Source organism: Martelella sp. FLE1502 (assembly GCF_053484255.1).
Window position 1 is genome coordinate 115,372 of sequence record NZ_JBAKFQ010000009.1, and the last position, 18,385, is coordinate 133,756.

An 18,385-nucleotide genomic window follows, 5' to 3' on the forward strand; every position below is an offset into this window, starting at 1 on the left:
CATCGGCTCCGTTGCGGCTTTCGGCGCAAAGGTCTCAGGGCCTGCGCAAGATCGCGGCATTGTGTTCCAGTCCGTCGACGGCCCGCTGTTCGACTGGCTGAATGTCGAGGACAATGTCGCCTTCGGGCCGAAGACGGCCGGTTGCGACCGTAAGGCCCGTCGCGCGATCGCCTCTGAATATAACGCCATGGTCGGCCTCACGGGGCATGAGAAGAAGCTGGTGCGCATCTGGAAAGAGACCGGACGCACGTTCATCTACGTCACCCACGATATTCGCGAGGATTGGCAAAGGCCTTTTTGGTGAGCGGTGCCCGGATATGCGGAGCGCCTGCCAACGAAGCGGCGATCTCCAGCTCTGGCCACCTTCTTATGCACATATGTGCATTATTTTCTGATATTTTTTTCTTTTAGTTAAATTTGTTTAATAATTTCAGATATTTATATATACTTTCAGGCTGCACGGGTGTGTTATTTTTACAATTTTCTTTTTGACTCATCCCAAAAATGCTGCAAACGTGGGCGTCACTTCGTCGATCCATGGCCAAGACGACCGACCGCGATGCAAGGGAGTGCATCAAAGCAGTGCGGACCGACCGGACGGCGGCGACTACGGGAGGACAGACATGAAACAGAACGCTTTACCGCAACTCCTTGCGTCAGCGGGGTTTGCCGAATGAGTAACGCTGCGGAGCCGATCGGCCGGCCGGCCGGTTCGAGCTGGACCACACGACTGAAATATCGGACCCGGATCGCGATGCGGGAGCCGACCACGGTGATCGGCCTGTTGATGGCGGCCCTGTTCACCTATCTGATCGTCGTTCCGATCATCTCGATCCTGCTCGACGCCGTGCAGACGCAGTTCGGCGATTCAAGGCGCACCGACACCGCCGTCGGCGAATGGACCTCCTACTACCTGCACAGGACCTTCTTCTCCCCGGTCGCCCGCGACATGTTCTGGGAGCCGCTCAGGAACACGCTCAGCGTCGCCTTCGGCGCGATCATCGTATCGGTGATCGTCGGCGGTATCCTCGCATGGCTGATCAGCCGGACCGACATGTTCGCAAGGCGGTGGTTCGCAACCGCGCTGATCGTGCCCTACATGCTGCCGGCATGGACCTTCGCGCTCGCCTGGACCACGCTGTTCAAGAACCGCACGGTCGGCGGGCAGCAGGGCTGGGTTGAGGCGCTGGGCTTTTCGCCGCCGGATTGGCTCGCCTATGGTCAGGTGCCGATCACCATCATCCTGGCGCTACACTATACGCCCTTCATCATCCTGCTTTTCGGCAGCGCGTTGCGCCGCTTCGACAGCCAGCTTGAGGACAGCGCGCGGATGCTGGGCGCCAGCCGCGGCCGGATCGCCTGGTCGATCGTGCTGCCGCTGATGAAACCGGCGCTGATCTCGGCGATCGTCCTGATCTTCGCCAAATGCCTCGGCGAGTTCGGCGTGGCCTATGTGCTGGGCCTGCCGGTGAAGTTCGATGTGCTCGCCACCTCGCTTTACCGCAATCTCGGCTCGCGCCAGACCGGCGTCGCCGGGGTGCTGGCCGCTTCGATCATGCTGCTTGGCATCATGACGCTTCTTATCGACGCCTATCTGATCCGCGAGGCCCGCAGGTTCGTCACCGTCGGCTCCAAGGGCTCGATGAACCGGCTGAGCCGGCTGCGCGGCCTGCGCCTGCCGGCGACCGGTTTCGCCGCCTTCATCTTCCTGATCAGCGTCGGCCTGCCGGTTCTGACCCTGTTTCTTTCGACCGTCATGCATGTGCCGGCGCGTTTCACCTGGGACAACTTCACGCTCGACTACTGGCTCGGGACCAATCTGGACACGGTCGCGCTGCAGCAGGGCATCCTGTTGACGCCGGAACTGTGGAGCGCGGCGTGGAACACACTATGGATCGTCGGCTCGGCCTCGGTCGTCTCTGGCCTCCTGGGTCTGCTCGTCGGCTATGCCGTGGTGCGCACGCCGCTGCGTCCGCTCGGCACCTTCCTCAGACAAGTGACATTCTTCCCCTATCTGGTGCCGGGCATCGCCTTTGCCGCCGCCTATCTGTCGCTGTTTGCCGTGCAACGCGGCCCGATACCGGCGCTCTACGGCACGATGGCGATCCTGATCCTGGCGCTGATTGCCGACCAGATGCCCTATGCCTCGCGCGCCGGCATCTCGGCGATGATGCAGCTCGGCAAGGAGCCGGAGGAGGCCGCGCAGGTCGCGGGTTCGAGCTGGTTCCACCGGATGACCCGCATCGTCGTGCCGATCCAGAAGGGATCGCTCGTCACCGGCGTGCTGCTGCCGTTCATCTCGGGCATCAAGGGCCTCAGCCTGTTCGTGGTGCTGGCCGTGCCTTCCACCGACGTGCTGACGACCTATTCGCTGCGGCTCGTCGACTACAACTACACCCAGGCCGCCAATGCGGTGGTCCTGATCGTCGCGGGGCTCGCCTATTTCGGCACGCTCGCGGCACAGAAACTCACCAAGACAAATCTCGCCGAAGGCCTGGGAGGATAAGCCATGCCGGGAATTACGCTGAAGAACATCAAGAAGAGCTACGGCGCCTATGAGGCGATCCACAAGCTGGACCTTTCGGTCGCCGATGGAGAGTTCCTCTGCCTGCTGGGCCCCTCCGGCTGCGGCAAGACCACGACGCTCCGAATGATCGCCGGGCTGGAGAACCTCTCCAGCGGCGAACTGGCCGTCGGCGATCGCGTGGTCGATTGCCCCGAGACCGCGACCTTCGTCGCGCCTGAAAAGCGCGGTATGGGCCTGGTGTTCCAGAGCTACGCGCTGTGGCCGCATCTGACCATCGAGCAGAATGTCGAATTCGGCCTGAAGCTGCGCAAGGTCCCCAAGGCCGAGCGCCAGAAGCGCACCGCCGAGGTGATGGAGGCGCTCGGCATCGGCAAATACGGCAAACGCTACCCCTCGCAGCTTTCCGGCGGCCAGCAGCAGCGCGTGGCGCTTGCCCGCATGCTGGCGGTGAACCCGAGCGTCCTGCTGCTCGACGAGCCGCTGTCGAACCTCGATGCCCGGCTGCGTCTTGAAATGCGGGCGGAGCTGAAGCGCATCCACACCCAGTTCTCGACCACCATCGTGTTCGTCACCCACGACCAGTGGGAAGCGATGACCCTCGCCGACACGATCGCGGTGATGAACGAGGGCACGTTGCAGCAACTCGGCACGCCCGACGACATCTATGAGCGGCCCGCCAACCGCTTCGTCGCCGAATTCGTGGGTTCGCCGCCGATCAACATCCTCGATTTCGACCGCAAGGACGAGCTGGTCCAGAACGTGATGCGCTTCCTCGCAAGGCGTCACCCGGAGATATCCGGCATCGGCTCCGTCGGTATCCGGCCCGAGGCGATCTCGCTGGTCGCCGGCAAGGACGACCTCGCCGACAGCGATTTCGGCGCGCCGGCGCGGGTGGCCGCGATCCTGCCCACCGGCGGAAGCTGGATCATCGAGCTCGAGTCCGGCGACGAGGTGATCTTCATGAACACGCATGTAGCGCCCACCGTGCGCGAGGGCGACCGGATGTATTTCCGCGTTCCGGCCCGCGCGCTCAACGTCTTCGACGCCAAGGGCGACCGCATCCGCGCGGCGGACAAGGTTCTGGCCGCAGCCGCCGCATAAAACACTGTTTCAAAGGGAGGAGAAACACTTGACCATCAAACTCAAACCCGCCACCGCGCTCACCACGCTTGCGATAGGAATCGCACTGGGAGGCGCAGCGCAGGCCCAGGAGAGCGAATTCAACCTCGACGCGCTCATCGAGGCCGCACGGGCCGAGCCGCCGATCACCGTCTATGCCGTCACCGGCAAGATCGTGCGCACCGCCGAGGCCTTCACCGCGGCCTACGGCGTCGAGGCAACCGGCAAGAAGGTGAACGAGGCCGATCAGATCGACCTGATGATCCGCGAATACCAGGCAGGCAACATTGTCGGCGATCTGAGCGTTGCCGCCGATGTCGGCTCGATCATGGCGCAGTTGATCCCGGAAGGCATCGTCACGAGCTGGCTGCCGCCGGACCTTGCGGGCAACATTCCCGAAGGCCAGCAGGACCCGCTGGTCGTGGTGTCCGACCCGCATGTCTGGGCCTATTCAACAGAGGCTTATGACACCTGCCCGGTCGACAATATCTGGGCCCTGACCGAGCCGGAGTGGCACGGCAAGGTCGCCATGCTCGACCCGCTGGTGAAGCCCAACTACGCCGACTGGTTCAACCAGCTTGAAACCCATCACGACGACGCCATGGCCGAAGCCTATGAGGCCCATTTCGGCAAGCCGATCGATCGGTCGAAGGAAAGCGCAACCCAGCAATGGGTGCGGATGTATGGCGAGAACGCACCACTTCTCGGCGACAGCACATCGGTCGCCGAGGCCGTGGGCGCGGTCGGGCAGGAGGAACCGTTCTTCGGCATCATGTCCACCGCCAAGTTCCGCTCCAATGAGAGCGGCGAAACCGCGCTCGGCATCTGCGGCGGCATGCAGCCCTTTGCCGGCTGGCTCTATCCGGGCCTTGCCGTGATGGCTACGGGCACGGACAGCCCGAACGCGGCGAAGCTCTTCGTCCACTATTTGCTCAGCGAGGAGGGCATCGCGCCGATGTCGGTCGACGGCAAGGTCTCGTCCAACAGCGCCGTGCCGGCCAATCCGGAGGAAGTATCGGGCGTCGCGGACTACATGGACGAGTTGATGGTCTACGACACCGCCTCCGCTGCGGAAGACTTCGACAAACGCCAGGACTGGCAGGATTTCTGGCGCATTCACTACAGCCGATAAATTGCCGGCCCGCCGGAGGAGCGGGCCGCAACCATTTCAACGGGAGGAGAGGAAAGACATGAGACTGATGATGTTGAAAGCCACCGGCGCGATCGCCCTTTGCCTGACGGCGATGGGCGCTCAGGCCGAGGAATTCGATCTCGACGTGCTGATCGAGGCGGCGAAGGGAGAGCCGCAACTGACCGTGTTCGACAGCACCGGCAAGATCGTGACCATGGCGGAGAATTTTTCCGCGAAATACGGCGTCGACGCGGTGGGCCAGAAGGTCAAGGCCCATGCCCAGCTCGAGATGATGGCGCGCGAGGCGATGGCCGGAAACGTGCAGGGCGACGTCTCGATCATTTCGGACGCGCCGGCTGCGATCGCCGAACTGCTGCCGAACGATTTCGCCGTGAGCTGGGTGCCGCCGGACCTCGCAGACGTGATCGAGGCGCGCTATCAGGACCCGCTGGTCGTGGTCACCATGGCCAATGTCTGGACCTATAACACCGAGCTCTACGACACCTGCCCGGTCTCCAACGTCTGGGAACTGACCCAGCCGGAATGGCGCGGCAAGGTTGCCATGCAGGACCCGCTGAACAAGTCGGTCTACACCGACTGGTTCAACCAGATGGAATCCCATGGCAATGACGCGCTGGCCGCTGCCTATGAGGACTTCTTCGGCAAGCCGATCGACACATCCGAAGAGAGCGCGACCGAGCAATGGGTCGCCATGCTTGCGGCCAATGCACCGCTTCTGGGCGGCTCCGACAGCAACGCGGCCGAGGCCGTGGGCGCGCCGGGCCAGAAGGAAGGCTTCATGGGGCTGATGAGCTCGGCCAAGTACCGCGACAACGCGGACTCGGACTACAAGCTCGGGCTTTGCGAGGGCATTCAGCCATGGCTCGGCTTCACCAATGCCGGCGTCGGCCTGATTGCGACCGGCACCGACAGCCCGAACGCGGCGAAGCTGTTCATCCACTACGTGATGACCGCTGAAGGCATCGCCCCGCAGGCGGAAGACGGCAAGAAATCCGCCAACACCGAAGTTGGCCTGCCTGAAGACGAACCCTCCGGCATCGGCGCCGCCTGGGATCAGCTGCTGACCTACGACCTTTCGACTGCCGCCGAGGACTACGACACGCGGCAGGACTGGCAGGATTTCTGGCGCCTGAACTACCAACGATGAATGCCAGGGCCGGGCGCCACGCCGCCCGGCCATCACAAGGGGAGGAGACCCGCAATGAAGAAAATGACGCAGATGCAAACGAGCTTGACAGCCCTGGCCCTCGTCGCGGCGCTCACAACGCCGGCGCTGGCACAGGATTCCAGCCTCGATGCGCTTGTCGAGTCGGCAAAGGGCGAGCCTCAGCTCACCGTCTATGACAGCACAGGCAAGATCGTCGAGATGGTCGAAGCCTTCTCGGACAAATACGGCATCGATGCCATCGGCCAGAAGGTCAGCGCGACCTCGCAGCTTGAAATGGTGATCCGGGAATCGCAGGCCGGCAATGTGCAGGGCGATGTGCTGATGATCACCGACGCGCCGGCAGCACTTGCCCAGCTTATTCCCGAGGATTTCGTTTACAGCTACCTACCGCCCGATATGGCGCACGTGATCCCGGCGAGCTACCAGGACCCGCTGACCGCGACCACCAACGCCAACGTCTTCGCCTATAACACCGAGGTCTATGAGGCCTGCCCGGTGGACAATATCTGGGCGCTGACCGATCCGGAATGGAACCGGCGCTTCGCCATGATCGACCCGCTTTCCAAGTCGAGCTACACCGACTGGTTCAGCCAGATGGAAAGCCACCACGATGACGAGGTTCGCGCCGCCTACGAGGCGCATTACGGCAAGCCGCTGGAAACCGAGTTCGACAGCGCCACGAAGGCCTGGGTCGCGGCGATCGGGGCAAACGCGCCGCTGGTGACCGAAGGGGACGACAACACCTCTGCCGCCGTCGGCGCGCCCGGTCAGGAGGAGCCTTTCATCGGGCTGATGTCGTCCGCCAAGTTCCGCGATGTCGAGGACAAGGGCCACAAGATGGCGATCTGCGATACGCTGGAGCCGTGGGTGGGCTGGACCTATTCCAAGCTGGCGCTGATCGCGTCCGGCACCGACAGCCCGAACGCGGCCAAGCTGTTCGTGCATTACGTCCTGACCGAGGAAGGCATCGCGCCGCAGATGGTTGACGGCAAGGTGCCGACCAACACCACGATCGCCATGCCCGCCGACGAGCCATCCGGCATCGTCGATCTCTGGGACAATTTGCAGGCCTATGATTCCACGACCGGCCTGGAAGACTGGGACACCCGCCAGGACTGGCAGGATTTCTGGCGCATCCACTACAGCCGCTGATCTCCCAAGCCGCGAAACCCCGGGCCCTTGCTGGGCCCGGGGACAGGACAATGAAGGACAAGCCCCAATGACCGCCATCGCCGATAACGCGATCCCCTCACCCGCCCGCCTGCGCGACGTCGCCGAAACCGTGGCCCGCGCTGCGGGAGCGCCGCTGACCACCGTGTTTCGCGCCGACATGGCCGTGGACTACAAGGTCGACCTGCACGATCCGGTGACGGTGCACGACCAGCGGACCGAGGCGATCATTCGCGAGCAATTGCTGACCGAGGTGCCGAACTCCGCCATTGTTGGCGAGGAAGGCGGCGAGATCGGCAAGGGGCCGGTCAAGTGGTTCGTCGATCCGATCGACGGCACCTCGAACTTCGCCGCCGGCCTTGCCTTCTGGTGCGTTTCGATCGGGGCCGTGGTCGACGGCAAGATCGTCGCCGGCGCTGTCTACGACCCGATGTCCGACACCATGTTTTCCGCAGACAGCGATGGCGCCTTTGTCAACGGCGCGCCGCTCAACTGCCCTGAAGCCCGCGAAGAGGCGCGCGCGACGCTGATCACCGGCTATCCGGTGCAGCGCGACTTCCGCCTGGAAGGCCGCGAGGCCGCACTTGCCGGACTTGGCGACCTGATCTCCGCCTTCTCGTGCCTGCGCCGTCCCGGCAGCGCGGCGCTCAGCCTCTGCCATGTCGCGGCCGGCTGGGCGGATGCGGCCGCAGGCTTCGGCGTCAATGCCTGGGACGTCACCGCCGCGATCCTGATTCTGGAGCGCGCCGGCGGCAGCTATCGCCCGCTGACGCTCGGCAGAGAGCCCGACGGCGCGCCGGCGCATCATTGCCCGGGTTACGTCGCCCACGGCCCCGGCGGCCATTTTCCGACGCTCGACCGGGTCGCGGACGCCATCGATTTCCGCCGCCGCGCTAGCGCGCTCGCCCCCGCCCTGTGACGGTCCGGCACATACCAAAACACCGGCGCCCCGCGCGCCATCTCTTGAACGGAGTTACTCCTGCATGAACCAAGCAGCCAAACCCGCGGACCAGCAGATCATCGATCGCGCCGCGCTGTGCCTTTCCCTTGTTCAGAGCGCCGGCCGGATCGCGCTCGACGGTTTCCGCCGCCGCGAAACCGAGGAGATCGCGATGAAGGGATCGCAGGATTTCCTGACCGAGACCGACGCCGCCGTTGAAGCCCATCTGAAACAACGGCTCGCGGAAGCGTCGCCGGAAGACGAATTTCTCGGCGAGGAAACCGGCGGCGCGGTTTCCGGACGCTCGGTCTGGGTCGTCGATCCGATCGACGGCACCGCCAATTTCGCCCGCGGCATCCCGCATTTCTGCATTTCAATCGCCTATGTGCGCGACGGCATCACCGAGATTGGCGCGATCTACGCCCCGGCGACGAAGGAACTCTGGTTTGCCCGGCGCGGCGCGGGCGCGACCTGCAACGACCGACCGATCCATGTCGCCGGCACCCGCAGTTTCTCTGCCGCCTGCCTGGAACTCGGCTGGAGCAACCGCCGCCCACAGACGGATTATCTGACGGTTATGAACCGGCTGCTCGATCATGGCGCGAATATCCGCCGCGGCGCATCGGGGGCGCTGGGGCTTGCCTATGTTGCCGATGGCCGCTCGGATGGTTATGCCGAGCTGCACATGAACGCATGGGATTGCCTTGCCGGCCTGCTTCTGGTCGAAGAGGCCGGCGGGCGGGTCAGCGATCTGCCGGAGGATGGCCTCGGCCAGGGCGGCCCTGTGCTGGCCGTCGTGCCGGCGCTCGCCTCGGAAGTCAGCGCCGCCACCGGCATCAAGCTGGCTCCGCTCTCCAACGAAACAGACCGCGCAAGGATGATTGCATGAACGAGGTCCGCCCCATGCCCAAGTCGCCCCATTATGACCGCCCTGAAATCAGCCTGATCGAGGAGCGGCTGGAGCCCTATGGCATCGCCGTCTATGTCGGCGGCCGCGAGGGGATGTCGAACCTGCCGCTGCTGCGCAAACACAACATCACCACCGTAGTGAACTGCGCCGTCAATCTCGACATCAACGTCGTCGATACGCCCGATCCGGCGGTGGAAGAAGGTCATCTGATCTATGGTCATGGCGCCTATCGCTATTACAAGCTCGGCCTTGTGGATGGCGCCGGCAATGCCGAAACCATGATCCTCGCCGGCTATTACCAGTTGCTCGGCGCGCTGTCGCAGATCCTGCCGAACCGCGCGTCCTATCCGCTGCGCGAGCGCGGCAACCTGCTGGTGAACTGCCGCGGCGGGCGCAGCCGCTCGGTGGCGCTTGTGGCGCTGCTTTTGCACAAGCAGATGCCCGATCGCTATCCGACGCTGGAGGTCGCGCTCGACCATGTCCGCACAAGGCGCGAACTGCGCCCGGACGAATGGTTCGAAGCGCCGAAGCCGATGCTGGTCGACGCCACCCGCAAGGCATCCGCCTGGATCGACAGGATCGACCACCGCGACCCCGAAGAGGCGGACAGGGAGCCGCAATGATCCGCATTGCCGTCCTCTCCGATCCGCATCTGCATGACGTCCGCTTCGGCAGCACGGAAGCCGAGGCGTCGTTCGTGCGCTCGCTTGCCGACAGCCTGCATTCGACCCGCATCTTCAACGAAAGCGAGGCGGCGTTTCGCGCAGCGCTCGATGCCGTCGCGGCCGAGGGGATCAAGCTCTGCATCATCGCCGGCGATCTGACGGATGACGGCCAGCCCGCGAACTGGCAGGCCGTCTCGGATTTGCTTTCGGACTATAGCCGCCGGCATGGCATCCGCTTCTTCGCCACGCCCGGCAACCACGATCAGTGGTCGATGGGCGGCAAGCCGCTGGCGAAGAATTTCGTGGACCCGGACGGTCATGTTCAGCGTCAGGCGGGCGAGGGTTTGGCGCGCGCCAACGGAGCGCAGCTCTGCCCCGGCCTGCGCATGGTCGGTTATGGTGAAGCGCTGCCCTATGCCGCCCAGTTCGGCTACTCTCCGCAGCCTTCCGACCTGCACTGGGAAACGCCCTTCGGCGCATCGCCCGACATGACGGATCGCAGGGCGCGGATCACCGTTGAAGGCGGCGAAAGCGCCCTGATCAGCGACATGTCCTATCTGGTCGAGCCGGTCGAGGGGCTGTGGCTGCTTTCAATCGACGCCAATGTCTATTTGCCGAATGCGGATGGCGGCTATGACGACTGCAGCAAGGAGGGCTGGAATGCGACGGTGCGGCACAAGCCCTACCTTCTCGACTGGATGCGCGAGGTCGCCCGCCGGGCCGCGGCCGGAAACAAGCTGCTCGTCGCCTTTTCGCATTACCCCGTCGCCGATATCTTTTTCGGGCTGACGGCAGAGCTTGAAACCCTTCCCGGCTCGCGCGCCGGCGCGCGGCGGATGCCGGCGCCGGATGTCGCCGCGGCCATTGCCGCCACCGGCATACCGCTCCATTTCAGCGGTCACTGGCATGTGGATGCGACCGCCGCCGCAGACGGACTTGTCAACGTCTCCGTTCCCTCGACGGTCGCCTATCCGGCCGGCTGGAAGTGCCTTGAGATCGGCTCCGAAGGCATGGAGATATCGGACCGCGCCGTTTTCGACGCCCCCGGTTTCGACGCCTGGTTCGCCCGCTATGCCGCCGAGGCCGACCGCACGGGGCAAAGCGGCTCGATCCTGTCCGTCGCGGATTACCGCGCATTTCTTGACCGCCACTTCCGGGCAATCGTCCTCGAGCGCCGCCTGCCGGAAGACTGGCCGCCCCGCATGCAGGCCATGGTCCAGACAGCGCGCCTGCCCGAGACCTTCTGTCGCTCCCGCAAGCCGGGCTCCCCGACATTGCCCTCGCCGATATCTTCGTCGACTGGTACCGCCTGCGTGAGGCCGGCGGAGGTGCAGCGGCCGGCATATCGAAGGAGCGCCGCGCGCTCTACGCAGAGCTTGCGCGAAGCTCAGCCGGAAGGGAGGACTCGCCAGGCTCCGACGCCGCCATTCTGGCGGTTTTCCTGCGCACGCTCGGCCTTCTGCTGACCGGAAATGACGCGAAACGTACAGCCCTGGACCGGCTGAAGGAGGCCTTCGTGCCGTGCTAGGGCAACGCGAGGAAAAGCGGCTCCCGGTTTTCCGTCCCAGGTTGCGTAAAATCGGGGGGACAGAGCGACTGCGTCCTACCGTGAACGGTCTACGCGCTCTATCCCATGCGCACGGTCTTGCGCCAGACCGGCAACGCCTCGAAGGCGGAATCACTGCCGCTGGTGTCCGAGGTCAGGATCTCGGCAATGCGCGCCACCATCTCGTCCATGGGCTGGCGGAACGTGGTGAGCTCATAGCCCGACCAGCGCGCCTGCGGCACGTCGTCGAAGCCGATCACGCAGAGATCGCGCGGTATTTCGACGCCGAATATGGTGCGGGCGGCGTCGATGAAGCCGAAGGCCAGAAGGTCGGTCACGCAGAACACCCCGTCCGGCGGGTTCGACCGCCCCAGCAGCACCCGCGCCGCTTCCTGCCCGGTGTCATAGCTGGTGGGGCCGACCCGGACGACATCGATCTCGACCCCGACCTCGGCGGCGGCAGCGGCAAAGGCGCTTTCCCGCGTGGTCATGGACGAGGTGCGCGCCTGCGACGACACGCAGGCCAGCCGCGTGCAGCCCGCCCGCCTGAGCAGCGCCAGCGCCTCGCGACAGGCCGAGCGATTGTCGATGCGGATGCGCGCGGCGCCCTCGGCATCATCGTCGCGGTTGACCAGCACCACGCGCTGGCCGTTCGAAAGACAGCTCTGCACCAGTTTCGCCGGCGGCGAGCCGCTGAGCACCACCGAAGCCTCTGCACGGAAGTGCAAACTCTGCCGCAACGCCTGGCTGACGCTGTCATCGTCGCCGGCGGTATTGATCATCATCGCCACCTTGCCGTGGAGCTGAAGCTGGCGGGTGACCTTGTCGATCATCGCGCTATGATAGGGTTGACCGACATCGGCGGCGATCAGGCACACGATCCGCGACGGCTCGCCGACCAGCCCGCGCGCGAGGAGATTGGCGTGATACCCCAATTCCTCGGCGGCTTTCAGCACTTTGCGCCGCGTGGCGGGCGCCACGCTGCCCGCGCCGGAAAACGTACGCGATACCGCCGACCGGGACACGCCCGCGCGTTCGGCCACCTCATTGGCGCTGACGTAAGACACCCTTTCGCTGCGGGGCGCGCTCGATCCGGTCATGCAAAGCCTTTGCAAATGAGTGCAAAAATGTACACTGGCCACGGTAAAGCCTTGCTCGTCGCGGCTCAAGCAAAAGGTGACAAGACAAACGGCGAACGGCGGGAAGGAGCCGCATGAACTCGACCATCCAGCTCATTGATCTGCTCGGCGCAGGCGCGCTGGTTCTCTGGGCGCTGCGCATGATTAAGTCCGGCGTGCTTTCCGGCTTCGGCGCATCGCTGCGGCAAGGCATTGCCAGGGGCACCGGCAACCGGGTGTTCGCGGCGGTCTCCGGCATGTTCGTCACCATCGCCGTGCAATCCTCGACCGCGACCGCGGTGATCGCCGGCTCCTTCGTCGCGCGCAACATCATCGCCCCGCGCATGGCGCAGGCCGTGCTTCTGGGCGCCAATCTCGGCACCGCGCTCACTGCAGCCATCCTGGTGCGCGACCTGCACTGGCTGGCCCCGGCGCTCATCCTTTGCGGCGTGATCACCCACGGCCGCAGCCGGCTGGCGCGCGGGCGCGGCATCGGCAAGGCGCTGATCGGGCTGGGGCTGATGCTGCTGGCGCTGGAACTGCTCGGCGCGGCGACGGAACCGCTGCGCGAAGCGGAGGTGACCGGCGCGATCCTGTCGGCGCTCGATCAGGGACTGATCTTCGGCCTGTTGCTTGCCGCCGTGCTCGCCTTCGCCTCCTCCTCCAGCCTCGCCGTCGTGCTTTTCATTTCGATGCTCGCCCAGAGCGGCGCGGTCACGCCCGCGCTGGTGCTGGTGCTGGTAGCGGGCGCCAATCTCGGCGGCGCTGTGCCGCCGTGCCTCGCGGTTGCCGGCGACGGACCCAAGGCGCGACGTCTCGTGCGCGGCAATCTGGCCGTGCGCGGCATCGGCGCGCTGCTGGTGCTCGCGACCGCCGGCATCGCCGGACCCTATCTCGCCGACCTGATGCCGCCCGATGCCCGGCTCGCCATTGCCGCGCACCTGGCCTTCAACGCCATCCTGCTTGCGCTGTTCCTGCCGCTGCTCGGCCCGCTCGACCGTCTCTGCCGCCTGCTCTGGCCCGACCCCGCCACGGAGCGGGGCGAGACCTCCTATCTAGATGACGCCGCGCTTGAGACCCCCGCCCTTGCCCTTGGTGGTGCCGCGCGCGAGGTGCTGCGCATCGGCGACAAGGTGGCGTTGATGATGGAGCTGAACCTGCGCTCGCTGCTGGTCGACGATCCTGACGCCGGGCGCGACATCTCCAAGCTCGACGACCGCGTCGACGCCGCGCTCACCGATCTGAAGCTCTATTTCGCCCGCCTCGGCCGCACCGAACTCAGCAAGGACGAGAACACCCGCATGCGCGAAATCCTGTCCTACGCCATCAATCTCGAACATATCGGCGATATCATCGATCGTGACCTTTCGGAAATGGCGCGCAAGAAGACCGACCGGCAGGTGAAGTTCTCCACCGCCGGCGAGGAGGAGATCGGCGAGCTCTACCGCCAGACACTGCTGAACCTCGAACTGGCGCAATCCGTGTTTCTCAGCCGCGACGTCAACCTCGCCCGCCGCCTGACCGCCGAAAAGGTGCATGTCCGCCAGATCGAGGAGCGCTCGCAGAAGAAGCATATCGAGCGCCTGCAGGACGGAAGGCCGGAAACGCTCGGCTCCTCCACGCTCCATCTCGACATCCTGCGCGACCTGAAGCGCATCAACGCCCATATCGCCGCAGTGTCTTATCCCATCCTGTCGGAGGCGGGCGAACTTTCCGAAAGCCGGGTCATCTCGCTGCAGAATGCGAGCTGACGAGAGAATGCCGGCGCTGTTTTTGAGAGCCGTTGCTGCGGCCGGGCCTGCCGCCTCATCGAGCCCGTAAGCCTTCCACGAAGATAGAGCCAAGCGCGCGGAATTATCGTCGATCCAGGCGGCGTCAGCGCCTGTTCTAAACTCTCAACTGATGGACGGATGGCACGGCGCTTGGCGCGCCATGCCGTCTTGATACCGGACGACGTCAGCCGACGAGGCCGTTGTCGTCGCGCTTGATCGCCATGATCGAGGAGCGCGGCAGGCCTTCTTCCGCCGGCCACGAGCCGCCCGGATGCTGGACGCCGACGAACATGGTGCGCCGGTCTGCGGACCAGCACAGGCCGGTGATCTCGCCGCCGCGCGGCCCGGTCAGGAAGCGGACGATCTCGCCCGTTGCCGGATCGCCGGCAAGCTGCTGGTTGTTGCCCATGCCGGCGAAATCGCCCTCATTGCTGTCCTCGCCGTCGGTCTGGATCCAGACGAGACCGCTGGTGTCGAAGGCCATGCCGTCGGGCGAGTTGAACAGATTGCCGCTGTTGATGTTGGACGAACCGGCATTGGCGTCCGAATGGACCTCCGGATTGCCGGCCATGACGAACAGGTCCCAGCGGAACGTGTCGGCGGCGTGGTCGTCGCCATCGGGATACCAGCGCACGATCTGGCCGTATTTATTGGCCTCGCGCGGGTTCGGCCCGCCGACCGGCGTGGCGTCGCCGCCGGCATTGGCCTTGACGCCGCGGTTCTTGTTGTTGGTGAGACAGCAATAGGCCTCGACGGCATAGGGGTTGACGGCGACCCATTCGGGACGGTCCATGGTCGTGGCGCCGACCTTCGATCCGGCCATGCGAGCGAAGATCAGGATGTCGGCTTCGTCCATGCCGGTGGTCTCGGGCGTCAGGGCCAGCCACTCGCCGGTCTGGTCGTCGTTGAACTTCGCGACATAGAGCGTGCCGTCATCGAGCAGGCCGTCGGTATCGCCGCCGGCGACATAGGGATTGGTCGAGACGAAGCGATAGAGGAACTCGCCGCGCTCGTCATCGCCGAGATAGACCACGACGCGGCCATCCGGGGCTTGCGTCACTTCGGCGTTTTCATGCTTGAAGCGGCCGAGACCGGTGCGCTTGACCGGCGTGCTGTCGGGATCGGTCGGGTCGATCTCGACCACCCAGCCGAAGCGGTGTGGCTCGTTGGGGTTCTTCGAGGTATCGAAGCGTGGATCGAACTTTTCGTAGCCGTACTGGCTTTCCGCGGCCATGCCATAGCGCTCGTAGCCGGCGGCGACTGCATCGCTGTAGCTCGTCTCTTCGGTCGCGCCGAAATAGCCGTTGAAGTTCTCCTCGCAGGTCAGATAGGTGCCCCACGGCGTCTTGCCGGCGCCGCAATTGCCGAGCGTGCCGAGCACGGCGCGACCATCCGGATCGGCTTCCGTCTTCATGAGCGGATGACCAGCGGCCGGACCCGAAATCGCCATCGGCGCATTGTGGTGCAGGCGACGGTTAAACGGGCTGGAGCGCACCACGGACCAGCCGTCAGCGCCCTCCGCGATCTCGACCACGGTCACGCCCTGCAGGTTCTGCAGCTTCAGAACGTCGGCCGCGCTCTGCGGCACGCCGTCTTCGGTATGCGGCAGGTTGATGTCGCTGTTTACATATTCGTTGTTGACCGCGAGAATCTGGTGACCACCGATCTCGAAGGTTTCCATGCCGTCGGTGTTCTCACCGAAGACCTTGTCGGATTCCTCGACCGAACCGCCGGTCTCATGGTTGAATTCGGCCACGCCGTCATAAAGCGGATCGCCCCAGCTCACCAGAACTCTGGCTTTATAGCCTTCGGGCACGTGAAAGGCGTAATCGGTCTGGGCGGCGATCGGCGTGAACGGAAAGCGCGATTGCGGCGCTGCCGCTTCCGCCGTTCCGCCCGGCAACAGGCCGGCGCTCATGGCAACGGCGCCCGAGCCGAAGGCCACAACGCCGCCGAGGAAGCCGCGCCGCGAGATCGCGCGTTCGACAACACGGTCGAAATCGTTTTCTTCGGGCCGGGGAAAGTTGAGCTCGTCCCACGCGTCGGCGGGCATCTTGATGGGCGGTATCCTGGTCATGAAAGGTCCTCGTAATTTAATAGCATTACGGGACTCAGTGTACGGGACTTTTTTGACGTCGGCATGAAGCCCGCCACCACGACCAATCTGAAATCTACATGTGGGTCTCGATGGCAGTCAGATTGCCTCGCCCGCGGCTAACGGGCTGTCTTGCGTCAATGCGAAGGCTTCATGAACCGATAAAGGTTCAGAGCACGATGCCGTTGCGGAAGGGGTCGTTGGGGTGGAATACCAGTTCGGCCACCGACATGACATAGGCCTGACCGGTGATCGAGGGGATCACGCCGCCATGGTTGCCCGCCTTGTAGGAGAGGCGGTAGGTGGAGCCGATGATGCTTTCCTGCACGATTTCCTGGCCTTCTGCCAATTGACCGGCAGCGGCAAGGCAGGCGAGCCGCGCGGAACAGCCGGTCCCGCAGGGGGAGCGGTCATAGGCGTCGTCGGGGCAGAGCACGAAATTGCGGCTGTGCGCCGCCGGGTCGCCGGCCGGGCCGTAAAAGATCACATGGTCGACCGGCTCGCCGTTTTCGCCGCCGATCTTGCCGGCGTTGAGCGCGGTCCGGGTCGCGACGGCGAGATCCGTCAGCGCGCGGATATTCTCCGGGACCACCGGGATCGGGCTCGGATCGACCAGGAAAAACCAGTTGCCGCCATAGGCGACATCGCCGGTGATGGGGCCGAAAGCCGGCACCTCCACCGTGACGCCGGCCTTGACCCGGCGGCTCTCGATATTGGTGACGGTGACCGTGCTTTCATCATGCACATCGACCGTGACGACGCCGGCGGGCGTTTCGATACGGTGCAGACCCGTGCCGATCCGGCCCATATGGTAGAGCGTGACGGCAAGGCCGATCGTGCCATGGCCGCACATGCCCAGAACCGCGCCGACATCGAAATAGATGACGCCGGTGACGCAGGTCGGGTCCACCGGCGGCACCAGCAGCGCGCCGACCATGGCGACCTGGCCGCGCGGCTCCAGCACCACGGCGCGGTAGTCGTCATAAAAGCGCGTCGCAAGCAGCGCCGCGCGTTCGGAAAGCGGGCCGGTGCCGAGATCGGGAAAGCCGTCGAGGATGACCCGCGTCGGCTCGCCCGCGGTGTGGCTGTCAATCACATGCATGTGCTGCTCCCTGGCAAGGCCCGCTCCGCCGGTTTCAGGCCGCCCAGTTGGCGTACCAGGTCTTGAACTGCTTGTACTGCTCTTCGACGAAGGCCTGCTGCGGCGCGGTCAACGCATCGGTCTCGTTGAAGTGCAGGGTATATTCCTCGTCGCCATTCAGTACCATCAGATATTTGTAGAACAGCACGAGATCGACGCCCTCGTCGAATTTCGACAGCACCATCAGCGCTTCTTCGAGTTCGCGCGCCTTGACGCGGGCCTCGCTGTCGCCCCTGGCTGCGGCCTTGCAAAGCGAAACGAGATGCAGAACCTCTTTCGGAAGCGCATTGCCAATGCCGGTGATCGCGCCGGTGGCACCGCATTTGACGAAGCCGTGGAAGACCTGGGTATCGACGCCGACCATCAGGGTGAGATCGTCATTGCCGGAGGTGATGTGCTCGGCGGCGTAGGAGAGGGAGGCCGCGCCGCCGAATTCCTTGAAGCCGATCAGGTTGGGGTAATCGGCGCGCAGGGCGAAGAACAGGTCGGCGCGGGTTTCAAAGCCGTAATGGGGGCTGTTGTAGATCACGGCCGGCAGACCGTTCGCGGCTTCGAGAATGGCTGCGAAATGCGCCTTCTGCGCGGCCACCGAGCTGCCGCGCGAGAGAACGCGCGGAATGACCATCAGGCCGGCTGCGCCGACGCGGGCGGCATGGGCCGTGATCGCCACGGCGGATTTGGTGTTGATCGCCCCGGTCCCCACGATCACCGGAACCCCGGCCTCGACCAGCGCCTCGACGCCCTGCATGCGCTGCTCGTCGGTCAGCAGAGGCCAGTCGCCCATAGACCCGCAATAAACGACGGCGGACATGCCGGCCTCAATCAGCTCCCGGCCCTTGCGCGCAAGCGCCGCGAAATCCGGCGTGCGGTCAGCCTTGCAGGGGGTCATCAAAGCCGGAATGCAGCCGGTGAAAATTGTGTCGCTCATCTGGGGTCCTTTCATAGGCACAAGGAATTGGTCTCGGCGGGGCAATCTGCTGGCAATCTTTGGCACTGCGGCCCGGAGCCGGTCGGTTGCAATTTCAGTAGCACCGATGATTCATCTTGTCGACAAATAAAAT

Annotated in this window: 15 protein-coding genes; 11 read left to right on the top strand and 4 right to left on the bottom strand. The window is 64.7% G+C overall.

Features of this window, described 5'->3' with window-relative positions; genetic code table 11:
- The first annotated feature begins 61 nt into the window (after positions 1–61).
- The 10 genes from V6767_RS10150 (at position 62) to V6767_RS10195 (ending at position 11,118) form a co-directional block, all read left to right on the top strand.
- Positions 62–304 carry a hypothetical protein gene (locus V6767_RS10150; protein ID WP_448473374.1) on the top strand — a complete coding sequence of 81 codons (243 nt, stop codon included), beginning with the start codon at positions 62–64 and terminating at the stop codon, positions 302–304.
- A 450-nt stretch (positions 305–754) separates the two neighbouring features.
- The gene (locus tag V6767_RS10155) at positions 755–2,506 is read left to right on the top strand and encodes an ABC transporter permease (protein WP_448473429.1); all 1,752 of its coding nucleotides are present in this window, start codon (positions 755–757) and stop codon (positions 2,504–2,506) included.
- A gap of 3 nt (positions 2,507–2,509) precedes the next feature.
- Positions 2,510–3,628 carry an ABC transporter ATP-binding protein gene (locus tag V6767_RS10160; RefSeq protein ID WP_448473375.1) on the top strand — a complete coding sequence of 373 codons (1,119 nt, stop codon included), beginning with the start codon at positions 2,510–2,512 and terminating at the stop codon, positions 3,626–3,628.
- A gap of 28 nt (positions 3,629–3,656) precedes the next feature.
- Complete coding sequence (locus V6767_RS10165) at positions 3,657–4,778, top strand: ABC transporter substrate-binding protein (protein WP_448473376.1); 1,122 nt, start codon at positions 3,657–3,659, stop codon at positions 4,776–4,778.
- Positions 4,779–4,845: 67 nt separating this feature from the next.
- Positions 4,846–5,946 (top strand): ABC transporter substrate-binding protein, encoded by a 1,101-nt coding sequence (locus V6767_RS10170; RefSeq protein ID WP_448473430.1) that lies wholly within the window; start codon positions 4,846–4,848, stop codon positions 5,944–5,946.
- Between the two features lie 54 nt (positions 5,947–6,000).
- Positions 6,001–7,119 (top strand): ABC transporter substrate-binding protein, encoded by a 1,119-nt coding sequence (locus tag V6767_RS10175; protein ID WP_448473377.1) that lies wholly within the window; start codon positions 6,001–6,003, stop codon positions 7,117–7,119.
- A 67-nt stretch (positions 7,120–7,186) separates the two neighbouring features.
- Complete coding sequence (locus tag V6767_RS10180) at positions 7,187–8,056, top strand: inositol monophosphatase family protein (RefSeq protein ID WP_448473378.1); 870 nt, start codon at positions 7,187–7,189, stop codon at positions 8,054–8,056.
- A 64-nt stretch (positions 8,057–8,120) separates the two neighbouring features.
- Positions 8,121–8,966 carry an inositol monophosphatase family protein gene (locus V6767_RS10185; protein WP_448473379.1) on the top strand — a complete coding sequence of 282 codons (846 nt, stop codon included), beginning with the start codon at positions 8,121–8,123 and terminating at the stop codon, positions 8,964–8,966.
- Positions 8,963–9,610, top strand: coding sequence for a dual specificity protein phosphatase family protein (locus V6767_RS10190; protein WP_448473380.1), 648 nt, complete (start codon positions 8,963–8,965; stop codon positions 9,608–9,610). The genes V6767_RS10185 and V6767_RS10190 overlap by 4 nt, the downstream gene beginning before the upstream one ends.
- Positions 9,607–11,118, top strand: a complete 1,512-nt coding sequence (locus V6767_RS10195; protein WP_448473381.1) for a metallophosphoesterase family protein — start codon at positions 9,607–9,609, stop codon at positions 11,116–11,118. The genes V6767_RS10190 and V6767_RS10195 overlap by 4 nt, the downstream gene beginning before the upstream one ends.
- A 160-nt stretch (positions 11,119–11,278) precedes the next feature.
- Here the strand turns inward: V6767_RS10195 and V6767_RS10200 are convergent, their stop codons facing one another.
- Positions 11,279–12,298 (bottom strand): LacI family DNA-binding transcriptional regulator, encoded by a 1,020-nt coding sequence (locus V6767_RS10200; RefSeq protein WP_448473382.1) that lies wholly within the window; start codon positions 12,296–12,298, stop codon positions 11,279–11,281.
- 113 nt (positions 12,299–12,411) lie between these two features.
- Between V6767_RS10200 and V6767_RS10205 the strand changes: the two genes are divergently transcribed.
- Positions 12,412–14,067, top strand: a complete 1,656-nt coding sequence (locus tag V6767_RS10205; protein ID WP_448473383.1) for a Na/Pi cotransporter family protein — start codon at positions 12,412–12,414, stop codon at positions 14,065–14,067.
- A 205-nt stretch (positions 14,068–14,272) separates the two neighbouring features.
- Here the strand turns inward: V6767_RS10205 and V6767_RS10210 are convergent, their stop codons facing one another.
- The 3 genes from V6767_RS10210 to V6767_RS10220 form a co-directional block, all read right to left on the bottom strand.
- On the bottom strand, positions 14,273–16,165 hold the full coding sequence (locus V6767_RS10210; RefSeq protein WP_448473384.1) for a PhoX family protein: 1,893 nt from the start codon (positions 16,163–16,165) through the stop codon (positions 14,273–14,275).
- Positions 16,166–16,352: 187 nt separating this feature from the next.
- The gene (locus V6767_RS10215) at positions 16,353–17,285 is read right to left on the bottom strand and encodes a 4-hydroxyproline epimerase (protein ID WP_448473385.1); all 933 of its coding nucleotides are present in this window, start codon (positions 17,283–17,285) and stop codon (positions 16,353–16,355) included.
- A 34-nt stretch (positions 17,286–17,319) separates the two neighbouring features.
- Positions 17,320–18,252, bottom strand: coding sequence for a dihydrodipicolinate synthase family protein (locus V6767_RS10220; RefSeq protein WP_448473386.1), 933 nt, complete (start codon positions 18,250–18,252; stop codon positions 17,320–17,322).
- Between the last annotated feature and the right edge of the window lie 133 nt (positions 18,253–18,385).